The sequence below is a fragment of the Paenibacillus sp. GCM10027630 genome (genome assembly GCF_042676305.1).
In the GTDB taxonomy this organism is placed as follows: Bacteria; Bacillota; Bacilli; order Paenibacillales; family NBRC-103111; genus Paenibacillus_S.
The window spans coordinates 257701-269143 of record NZ_JBHTGY010000026.1 but is presented as its reverse complement, the minus strand read 5'-3'; the positions used below and the strand labels follow the sequence as shown (position 1 = coordinate 269143).

General features: G+C 46.7%; 6 protein-coding genes. 1 reads left to right on the top strand and 5 read right to left on the bottom strand.

The window, feature by feature from the left end:
* Positions 1–871 precede the first annotated feature (871 nt).
* Positions 872–1516: a transcriptional regulator gene (locus ACFQ0C_RS12850; RefSeq protein ID WP_379367318.1), complete on the top strand. Its 645-nt coding sequence runs from the start codon at positions 872–874 to the stop codon at positions 1514–1516.
* Positions 1517–2086: 570 nt separating this feature from the next.
* Here ACFQ0C_RS12850 and ACFQ0C_RS12845 read toward each other — a convergent pair.
* The 5 genes from ACFQ0C_RS12845 to ACFQ0C_RS12825 form a co-directional block, all read right to left on the bottom strand.
* The gene (locus ACFQ0C_RS12845) at positions 2087–3268 is read right to left on the bottom strand and encodes a HEAT repeat domain-containing protein (RefSeq protein WP_379367316.1); all 1182 of its coding nucleotides are present in this window, start codon (positions 3266–3268) and stop codon (positions 2087–2089) included.
* Between the two features lie 52 nt (positions 3269–3320).
* The gene (locus tag ACFQ0C_RS12840; protein WP_379367313.1) at positions 3321–5693 is read right to left on the bottom strand and encodes a helix-turn-helix domain-containing protein; all 2373 of its coding nucleotides are present in this window, start codon (positions 5691–5693) and stop codon (positions 3321–3323) included.
* Between the two features lie 68 nt (positions 5694–5761).
* Positions 5762–8983, bottom strand: a complete 3222-nt coding sequence (locus ACFQ0C_RS12835) for a glycosyl hydrolase (protein ID WP_379367311.1) — start codon at positions 8981–8983, stop codon at positions 5762–5764.
* Between the two features lie 151 nt (positions 8984–9134).
* Positions 9135–10172 carry a sialidase family protein gene (locus tag ACFQ0C_RS12830; RefSeq protein ID WP_379367309.1) on the bottom strand — a complete coding sequence of 346 codons (1038 nt, stop codon included), beginning with the start codon at positions 10170–10172 and terminating at the stop codon, positions 9135–9137.
* 273 nt (positions 10173–10445) lie between these two features.
* Positions 10446–11378 (bottom strand): dihydrodipicolinate synthase family protein, encoded by a 933-nt coding sequence (locus ACFQ0C_RS12825; RefSeq protein WP_379367307.1) that lies wholly within the window; start codon positions 11376–11378, stop codon positions 10446–10448.
* Between the last annotated feature and the right edge of the window lie 65 nt (positions 11379–11443).

The window sequence follows — 11443 nt, the reverse complement described above, 5'->3', positions numbered from 1 at the left end:
GCTTTTAACACCTAGATTGAGCTTTGCGAGAACACTATTGAGAAATAGGGTGTATGGATTAAAATTTGAGAGATATTGAAAGCGCTTAATTCGACAGCCTGAAAACCTCCATCTATTTTGCCCAATTCTTTTCATGGATTGAATCTAACTGGATTTTCCGGCGCTAATTTGGCACTTTTTCCCACTACGGGACATTTAGAGACTAATTAGCGGTAGATTTTCCAGCAAAATGCTCCGAAATCATGTGGAAGACAAAATTAGCGGTATTTTTTCCAGTTCGTGCTGCCATATAAAAGCGATGAACTTTTGTGCTATAGATATGGACGATGAATTTCAGTGTCGACATAAAAAAAGCTGCTTTTCCCGCCTTCTTCCCTGCCTCCCGGGCAAAAGAAAAAGGCTGCGAATTCGCAGCCCCACATACCATAACCTATCGTACGGTCAATTTACTGGTCGTAAAAGCCGTACTGGTACATGAAGGCTGTGCCAAGCGCGAATATTCGTATAGGAATTATGATTGAGCTCTTGATGCAAATGATTTGAATGGTTATGCTTAGTCATCTTCCTACACCCCTTCCGCCCAATGGCTTTCTTCAACGTGGACACATCTTAACATGAGATTTTCAAATAAGTCAACCATTTATTGCAAAACCATGGTTTTTTTTACTTTTTAATGATTAACAGTAGTCAGCTGCCAGGTGCCCTTTTGATGGTAGAAAAACGTATACAAAATGAGGTATAATAATTTATAAATATAAATGGGTCGTGAAGCACACGCCGTTTCCATTCATGCAGCTATTGGAGTTTTACTCCTTGGGCATGAAAGGGGAGCGGCGTTTTTCATTTGGCCATCATTATGGGGGGAACTTAAATGAAATTTGAGCAAGCATTCGAGCATTTTATGCATTCTCAAATCATTGCTGAAACAACCGTCAGAAGACGAGAACGACTAGAGAAAGGGCTCGGACATGGTGAAAAAGAATTTTTACGAACGATCTGGTATCCGGTAGTGGGGCATTTCGAGCATCTCTACCCCGAATGGGAAGTTAGTGATTTCGCGAACGGATACAGGTACTTAGATCTTGCTTATATGCCAGGAGAAGCCAAAGGTGCTATAGAAATACAAGGATACGGGTCCCATGCGCGGGATATTGAGGTTTGGAGATTCAAGGACCTCTGTATACGTCATTGTCATCTTGCGCTGGACGGTTGGATGGTTATGCCAATTGCTTATCCGTCAATTATTGAAACGCCCAAACAATGCCAGCAGCTTATTCTATCATTCATCGGCAAATTCATTTCGTTGGATGTGCCAGAGAAGCTATCCTGCCTAGAAAGTGAAACACTACGGTTCGCGCGAAGATTACTTCGTCCGTTCACACCCACAGAGTTGTCTGCCCATCTTAGAGTAAGCACTAGGCATGCCAGAACTCTTTTACATAGCTTGGTCGATAAGCAACTTGTATTCGTGGTGGACGGCCAAGCGCGAGGGAGAACATACAAACTCCATTTCTAGAACGGAACCTAGGTACGTTATAGTACCTGCAAATGCCGATATTTCCAATCAAACGGAACTACGATGCTCTATTAAGCTACAATTGACTCTTAATAAGCAAATATTAGCGAAATAGCGTATCCTAGTTCCGCCTAGAATCATTGAAAGCGATTCCATTCGAAAATAGCGTATCTACGTTCCTTTCGAGTGAAAGTATGAGTAAGCAGCAACATGTAGAAACGACAGATACAATAGATACAATAGATACAATAGCAATAACAATAGCAATAACAATAGCAATAACAATAGCAACAACAATAGCAATAACCAGCTTGAAATCTCAATATTTCAGCTCAAAAGAACCCTACACATGCAACTTAAGTACTTGAACCTCACTCAATTATAAACGGCCGCGTAGTCCTTCAAGAGCTAGCGTATTTGTCAAGGTTGAGCGGAGCCAAGCATCCGCTTATACTTTCGGTGTTCGACCGCCATGCAACGCCACAACGCGCGCTCGAGCCCTGCTCTCCAACGCGAAAAGTCCTCCCCGCAGCTAACGCTGCAAGAGAGGACCCCTTACTTCTTATCCAACTACGATCCCGTTGGAGCTGTACGCAGCTTGCGAGCCTCTGCAATCTGGGTATAAAAATCCGGGCTGGCGCTGAGCATCCAGTTACGGTGAAGCACTGCCGTATCATCCTTCTCCGGCTCGCCGTACGGCCAACCTTGGCCGATGCCCTCCGCGTAGTCCTTGATCAGCATCACAAACGCGTTGCTCCAGGAGCGTGCGCCTCTGTTGTGTGGGACAAGCGGGTAGTACTGGTCGTAGGCCGCTCGAATCACCGCGTGTACCACTTCCTGAAGCACGCCCGGAATATCCGCGTTCTCCAGCTTCTCGGCAAGCGCTGCAGGTAGTTCTGGCTCATCCGTGGAAGCATGCTGCTCATACTCCTCCTGAGTGACAACGCCTTGCTCTTTGGCCAACCACAGCTTCATTCTATCCAGAGCAGGCTTATAGGAAGCAGGAACCGACACCGTTAATTCCGGCTTAGGATCATCCAGATTAATAACGAACGACTCGTCCATCTTATGAATACGAACGTTTCCTCTTACTCCAAGCCATCTCAGCGCAAGCAGCGCATGAGTTCTGACCTTGCCGTCCACCTGCTCATTGCGGCACACGCGGCGCAGCATCCTCTCGCTCCGCGGGTCGGGAAGCATGCATAACAGACGGACACCGGAAAGAACCATTTCCGGGTCTTCCAGCCAGAGCTGCGCCAATGCGAATATCGAGTCAACAGATTCCGTCAGTAGCCAATCAAGCTCGATGCGACGATTCGCGAACTCTTCAAGACTCAGCATGCCTTGGCTTTTAAGTGTTTCCTCGCCATGCTCTGCCAGCAATCCATTATAAGCATTGTCCAAATCCTCAGCCATCTTGACGAAGGTTTGTCTCTCCTCCGGGCTTGCCCCGAAACGTACTGACATTGCGCGTACCCACTGGGCAAGCGCCTGCGGGCTGTTCTGGTACATCATCAGCGCGAAGGTAACCATATCCTTGTCATACGGCAGCTGCTGCTGCAGAGCGAATCTTGCGAGCACTGTTTGTGCGTCATATTCCTTGCGCATTAAGCTCATCGCAAGAACAAGACCATTCCATGCATTCCCATTTAAATTGTTCTCAAGAATAGCGCGGTAAAAACAGAATGCAGACGCTCCATAAGAATCTTCCTGTAAATAATGACGGCCCAACCCGCCCATATCTTGACTCATCTTCTGTTCAACCTCCGTGTTGATATTAAGACAAGTATACATCACCAGCGCGCTATTCAAAACCTTTTATTTTTTTATGCAACGTACGGTATTCATTCGGAGAGATGCCCTCTACTTTCTTAAATACTCGTAGAAATGTAGTTCGGCTATGAATGCCTATCCGTTCCGCAATATCGTTCACTCTCAGGTCAGTTTGCACCAGCAATTCCTTCGCTTTTTCAATCCTCACCTGGTTGATATAGTCAGTTAAATATTCACCTGTTTTATCTTTAAACACCCTGGAAACATATTTGACGGAAACACCCATTTCATCAGCAATTTGCTCAAGACCGAGATCTTGCGTGTAATGCTCTTGAATATACTTCTCAATCAAGGATACGAGATTACCGGTTTTTTGCCCTCTTTGGGCTTTCGTCGTTTCTATGATTCGGGTGAAAAATTCAAGGATAGCCTTCTCCAACTCTTTGGTACCAAGGAATGACTCTTCGAACGCTTTGTCGCTGAAAGGAAGCTCTTGCTCCATTTCCAGCTGTGCGACGCTTTGCCCCTTTTCTGCCAAAAACCGGATACCGGTAACATACATTTCTTTAAACAGCTGCAGCATATGCTCGTAGGATACGCCTTGCCGTACGTTGCTTTCTACCACGCCTACAATTACATCCCGCACAGCCGGAACATCGCCCAGCTTCAAGTAATTCAATATTTTTTGCTCGTCATGTAGTGAATATTGGTAGCTATTTTCGATAGACAGTTGATTGGAATCCACGATCTGGAATCTCTGGTCCTTATTGCGCTTGCTGACCGCCGTCATTGCCTCGTTATAAGAAGCTCCGATATCATTCACATTCGTGTAAAAGGTGCCGATACCAATGGTGATGTCATAATACATTCGAATATCATATTCAAAAATATTAAGCATGCGATGGAAGGCTGGATGCAATAATTCCGTATCCTGAGGTCCATCGATATTAATTAAACATACGAATAAATTTTGCCTATGCTCCAGTACATAACAAGGAACTTGGGTGCCGAGCAGATTCCAAACGATTTTTTTAATGCCATTTATAATATAAATACGTTCGGTATCCTGAATATCCTGATAAAAAGCATCCTTGAAATCAAAAAACACCGTGCAGCATATAAAACCGGAATGCGTAAAGCCGAAATCAGCTTTCAACGTTTCACGTAAAATTTCTTCCTGATTGATCGTGTGGCCTTTTAACAGAAATAACAAGGAATATTCCACATACTCACTCGTTTGCTTATCGTACTTCACTTTGTACTGCTGATGACTGTCAGACATCCTGTTGATCCCCTGCTGGATAAGCTCGAACTCGTTGGCAGCGGCATTGACTTCATTTTCACCGTTCATGGGTACGCTCTTCTGCGCAATAATGTCCCTAATATTACGAATTGGATTATAAATACGGAAGCTAAACACGAACGAAAATACAATCCCCATCACCATAAGCACGATGCACAACAAAAGCGTCATTTGCAAAATGCCAACCGTATAATGATTGAACTCGTCAAGCGGAGTAAACGAATAATAGTCCCACCCGTACAAGTCAGATTTGACATGCGCCACCACATAACGTTTTCCGCTAACACTCAGTTCCTTGGAGCTGCCGATATTCCCTTCAAAAGCAGTATTAAGGCTTGCAGCTGTCACTTTCCCGTTCAAATAACCATTGGCATCATATATCACTTCCCGATTGCCGTCCAAAACGACAAAGCCGGTGGAGCCGAATACCGCGCCCCCCTGCAATGTCTTCTCGATGGTCTGTACATCTATGTTCACAACCATCACCGCGTTATGATTGCGAATCCGGTTAATAATAACGATGGGCACGACTTGCTTAACGTGGATTTTTTCTTGAACCACTTTCGTAACCGGCAGCAGCTCCACGCCTTTATCCGATTTCTGCTTGTTCATCCAGTAGCTGGCATCATACTTGTCGTATTTGTACAGGTTGTTGAAAAAGGATTCGAAATAATTGACCCCGCCGCTGACATACACATCCTGATTATCAATATAAACGAACATCGAATCGGTGAATTTGCTGATAATGTTTTCGTTACGCTGCAAAATACGCGGCAATCTCCACAGCTCTGCCCGAACCTCCAGGCTTTGCAGGTTTTTAGGCATGAGCAAGGATTGGACTGTATCATCGTATAAAAAGTTGACTCCGGTTTCCTGCGTAGTTTTGATATACGAATCAACCGAATTCGCGGAAGAATCCAGATTCGTAGAAATTCTTTGGTTGAATTCATTTTTCATAAGGCTAACGGAGTACCAATACTCTGAGATACCTATAATGACAATGGGAATCAAAAGAGACAGAAAATAGCATAAAATAGTCAGGAACAGCCTGTTTTGTTTACTTTGCATTCCGCTGAACGGTTTCATTCCTGGTATTTTCATAGCGTTTTTCTGCCCTCTTTCGTTTCGCCTCAGTTGTTGTACTGTACTAACCAATATTATAAGTTTGTCTAAGCTTCCTTGGACCGAATGATTTTCACCTGTCCCATTAAGCCGTACGGCTCTACCATATAATCAGGGGTGAATAGCTTGCCTTCTTGACGGAATGAGCTCCAGTCCGTCGTAGCGGTCCGACCGCGCGCTCCATGAAATGGACCGAACATGTTCCGCGGGCTTCCCATCACTTCGATTTCCAGCTTATTTATTCCATTTATTAAATAAGGGGTCAGATCTATCCCGTTCGCCGCTTTCCATGGCACATGGCCTGCCGTTACTCCATTGACACGAATTTCTACCGTTACTGCCGAGCAATCCCCTAACATCAGAATTGCCTTATTGCCTTCTTCCTGCTGATGGCGATAGTCTGCGTGGTAAATGATACTGCCATTGTAATGGATGTAGCCCTGCAACCCCCAGTCCCCAGTACGCAGCGTTTCCGGTTCATTCATCATGCTTCGGGATATGCTCACTCCGAAATCACCGATGAGATAACAATCTTCAATTTCCATCGCCTGATTGTAGGAGCAGCATAACTCCAGTTCGTTTACTCCTTGGCGAATGCCAGGAAGCCGTACCTGATCCATGGAGCGATCTACGAACCAGCCGCGCGGTGTATTAGAGATTGGCTGCCCATTCAGACTGAGCTGGAACTGCTGTGCACCCTCTACAACGAGACTCACCTCTGTTACCGGAACGTCCGTCACATGAAAGCTCAGCTTCAAGCTGACGGGCGTACCGTCATTCGGATGAGCATCACGTATCCATTTATAACGCTGTGTGATCCCATTATAATACACTTGTCTCATACCAAGCGCATCCCGGATTTCGCGCTGTGCCACCCATATTTCCTTGGATTCCGACCATCCGGCATCCCTCACCCGGTATGAGCATGTGTCCAAAGTCAGCACATTGGGCATCGTCCGGCTAAATTGAAATACAGGTCCGATTACCGCATACAAGTCTGCATCGGAAAGTAATGCCGGCGGAGCCAGCTTGGCTTGGTTAACAGGGGAAGACGTCTCTTCCCTGTAAATGACATACAATTTTGAGTCCGTCGGACCAAAGCGGGCGTAGAACCGTAAACGTCCGTCCTCCATCCATGATTGTACCTGCTTGATGCTTCCGGTCAATGCATCCCATTCTTCAACTCTACCATTAGCTTGAGTATCTATACAAACATCGAATGCTTGTTGCCGGTCATTGTTCACAATAAACAAGGTGTGTCCATAACCGGTTTCTTTCAGCAAATACAGCAATTCGGGGGTCTCAGCCCCATAGCCGTTCCGAATGCTGACTGCTCTTGGCTGTAATTGCTCCAGCTTGGCAATGAGCTCTTCGGGCCTGCTAACCAGGGTTACTCCCGCATGATTGTAGAGCCGTCTTGGATCCTCCGATAATCTCCCCTCGATCATAGTCGGGGCTGGCGTCATTGCGATAGCTTGCCCGCCTGCGTTAAGGAAATCCACCAGCAGCTTGAATGTGCTGTGGAGCATGGTACGGATCGGAGGAATAATAAGAGTCTTATAGCCCGCTAAGTTGACGTACAGCTTCTTCTCCTGTTCGCGGACCTCCCCCACTTCAGCCATAATCGTCTCATCGCCGAGGTCGAAATCATAATGTGCGCCGAGTAAAACACGCAGCAGTTCGTTAAATTCATAGCCGTAACGGTCAATATCGGGTATATCCCTGTCCAAACCTCTCCTTGGACTTCCATATGGATTCGTACCAAGCATCGACCATGCCGTTGACACCGGATGCAGTACCAGAATATCTCTAACCGGGTTGCCTTCCGTAATTACTGCACCGATTCTGGCAAAATAGTCTTCGATAATCCGGTTATACTTCCACCAGGAGGTCTGGTAGTTAAATACCGGAGGATAATCTCTTTTGCGGCAGCCCTTCATTGAATATAGGGCAAGATGCTGGGATCTTAAATTGACGCCCAGTACATACTGCCAATCGCCCATCCATTTCTGACCTTCAAAGGTAAACTCCCATCCCGTACACCCATAGGTTTCCGAAATGACAAATTTACGTCCATATTGGTTCGCCACGCTGGTGCATTGCTTAACCGTCATATGCTCATCCGTTTGCTCGCAGAGCATATCTATTCCTGGCACATGCTGATAACGATAATGGGGCATGATTGCACCGCAAACTCTTGTAGCTACGCCCAAAGCACTCTCCCACAAATAGTGTCCGGTAAAAGCGAGTCCATTGGTCTCACACCAGTCTCCCAGTTGCTTCGTGTAGGATTCGCAAAATTTATCGGATACCGTACGCCAATAATCATGTCGGGCCATTGGGGATCGTTCTCCGTTAAAATAAAGGTAGGGAAGGACGTCCAGAATATCGTACCCTCGCAGTTCCTTGAAGTATTGAGTGAACGAATACGTCCACGGCACCCAGCCGCGACCAGCGGTGTACTGACAATGCCGATCATGTACACCCGGTTCATCTGTAAAAACACCGGTGATAGTACGTCCGAATTGGTCTCCCACTTCCGCTTTGTAAACCTCATAGGTCGAGTCAATAAACCTGCGTACCGTATCCGAATTCATGCTATCGGGCGGAGCTTCATCGTTAAACCATTCACTCGGGGCAGATACCTCTACTCGAAAGACAAGAAGCACTTCTCCTTCGGAAAACTCCAGGTTCTGTGCGGCCCTAGCTGTAGTTATAGTCGCAGGAGCTGAAGATGGCATATCTGAATCATTGATTAATGTAGAAGCTGATGCAGGTGACGTTGTAAATGAGGGTATCCATGCCGGTATCAATGGCAGCCTTTCACAGGCTATAAGGTCCATGTCCTGGATGGATGCTTTAAATAAAGCGACCACTCGGCCGTCATCATCATATGTGCCATCTTCTCCGCTCACAACCTCTAGGGTCAATCCCTTGGAGCGAAATTCATCGCCTTGAGCGGGAACTCCGCCTCCTGCAGAGCCCGAAGGCCAACGGTCTTCATCGTACAGCCATGCCTTCATACCAAGCTCTTCAGCTTTTGCAACCGACTGATGAACAGAGTCCATCCACTCCTTGCCCAAGTAAGGAGTTTCCAGCCCATCCCGGGAATGCATAAAGAAACCGCCGATCCCCTGTTCCTTCATATCTTCAATCTGACGAATCAGCTCTTCTTGCTTCAATTCATCATTCCATGCCCAGAAAGGCACAGATCTATATTCCACAGAGGGCTGCTCAAACTGCTTTTTCAGTTGGGATAAGAGCTCCATCCTTAGAACCTCCTTTCGTAAACTTCCGTGCTACTCCCTATCTCTCCATAACCTCATGAATAAATATTCACGAAGTTCGAATTGTCGGACAGACTTCAAGAACAGCGGTCAAGGAATAACCTCAGGCTACCGCTGTTCTCAATAAGCGCTGCTATTCAGCTGTCTCTACTTCCAGACTCCAGCAAACAATACGTTCCCGCTTCCAGGTGTAGGTCACATAGATATGCTTTCCCTCAGCAATGACAGCCGGATAGGAGTACTCTCCCGGTTCAATTGGGATGGTATAGGATCGGTACTCCGCCTCCATAACCAACAATTCTTCCCAAAACTCCCCATTATCTTTAGAAATGCTCAGCAGCAGCGGCATACGGGGACCCCTGTACATCCCTACCGGATTATAAGCCAACACCAAAGTTCCATCGTCCATTTTGGCCAAGTCAATCCCGCTGTTATTGTTAGGCAGGTAAGTTCTGTAAGCAGGAGACCAAGTCTTGCCTGAATCCGTCGAATCGCTGCGATAAATAAATCCGCCTGTGCTCCGCATGAGCATATGTACTTGACCGGGCTTCGATTCCCAGAGGGTCGGTTGAATGAGGCCTTTGCCGTGTACCTGCTGCATCGCAGCACCGCTCCCCGATTGCAGCTCAGTCCCATGATTGGTTGGTACCAGCTCGCTACGCGTCCACGTCAATCCTTGATCATAGGAAATATCAGCGAAGCAGTCCCACACTTCCCCTTCAATGGATGCAGGCGCCAGCCATGTGCCGTCCTGCAGCACAATGAGCTTATTTTTGACCGGACCTCTTCCTCCTACATCTCCAGGCACCAAATCGACCGGCTCGCTCCAGGTTGCACCGTCATCATTGGATACTGTAACACGTGTGTACCATTCCGGAATGGGACGCCCTACTTTATAATGAAGCACGATTTGCCCGTCATCCTTGCGGAACAATACCGGGTTCCAATGAACAAGCCCCTCTTCATCTGCCACCAAGTACGGCTTTGACCATACTCCGTCCGTTCTCTTGGAGCACCAGATGGCAACGTCCGGGTTGCCTTCCTTCGTACCTGCGAAATAGGAGACCAACAAATCTCCATTAGGCCATGCAATAACTGTAGATGCGTGGCAATTGTTGAAAGGTCGCTCCTCTTCAAAAAGGAATTGTTTAACTTGCTCTCTTAGTTTCATAGCTCAACTCTCCTTTTAAGTTCATATGGGAGTCTGTCCGACGAAAGCAAACCCGTGAATATTTATTCATTACTGTGGTTATTACGAGAAAGGGATGGCACTCCACCGCTCTAGAAATTGAAGTCGTCTTTAATTTACCTTGCGGTAACAACTTCATTTCAAAGGTAGGCTGCATACCCGAGCAGTCACCGAAGGTGACGACCAGGGCGGCCGTAAACTTTCCGTACCATTCCCTTATCCCTCCATAACCATATGAATAAATATTCACGAAGATCAAATCGTCGGACAGACTCCTCGCTCTCTATACTCAGTAGTTAATGCAAACAATTGCTCTACCTCACGCCTATTCGAATAAGTCAACAGGTTGTGATCTTTATTTCTCGTATGAAGTCCAATAGGAAGCCCTTCGAGGCTCAAATAATATTTCGCATTCACGGGGTAATACTGGCTTTCAATGACGGAGGACATGCCTAGAAAATGCTGCAGCCTCTCCGCCCGCTCCGGCTGGTCCTCAAAGTGACGGGTAAGCCATACGTATAAATCCGGATGAAAGTTGGCCATGATCCCGCTATAGCCTTGGACTCCGATTTTCAAAGTTTCCAGCAAGGTGGCTGTGTTGGCATTATATATATTCAAACCGCCGCCGCGCACCGCATTCAGCTTCTCTTGAATATGCCCGGTGTGGCAGCATGTATCCTTCAGGAAGGTAAACCGGCCGGTTGACTCGCACCATGCCAATAATTCCGGTGATATAAGCCGTTTATATGGAAATGGACATTCATAAATGCCAAAAGCAATATCCGGGATAGCGCTCAACAGCGTTTCAGCATTACGTTTCCATACCTCATCAGGTTCATCCTGCTTCGCTAACCGGTTGCTTACCAGTACTACTGCCTGAACACCGGAAGCAGCTATAGCTTGCAGCTCTGTCACTTGATCCTCCATAGATTCCGAGATGTGACCGGATGCGATCACTTGGACGCGGCCTCTTGCCTTCTCGACTACGAACTTAGCTATCGAAGCGCGTTCATCAAGCGTCAAGAAGAACATTTCGCTGGATTGGCATACCGCAAAAAGCCCGGCAACCCCATGATTGATATACCATTCAACCAGCTGCTCTAGTGCAAAATAATCCACTTGATTGGAATTGGTGAAGGGAGTCACCATGGTAGGCCAAACACCTTTGGCAATGGGTTCGTTCTGCATGTGATTATGAAACCTCCGTTATTTATAAGTATCGGCTGCTGCTAGAGCATACCGAAAATAGATGC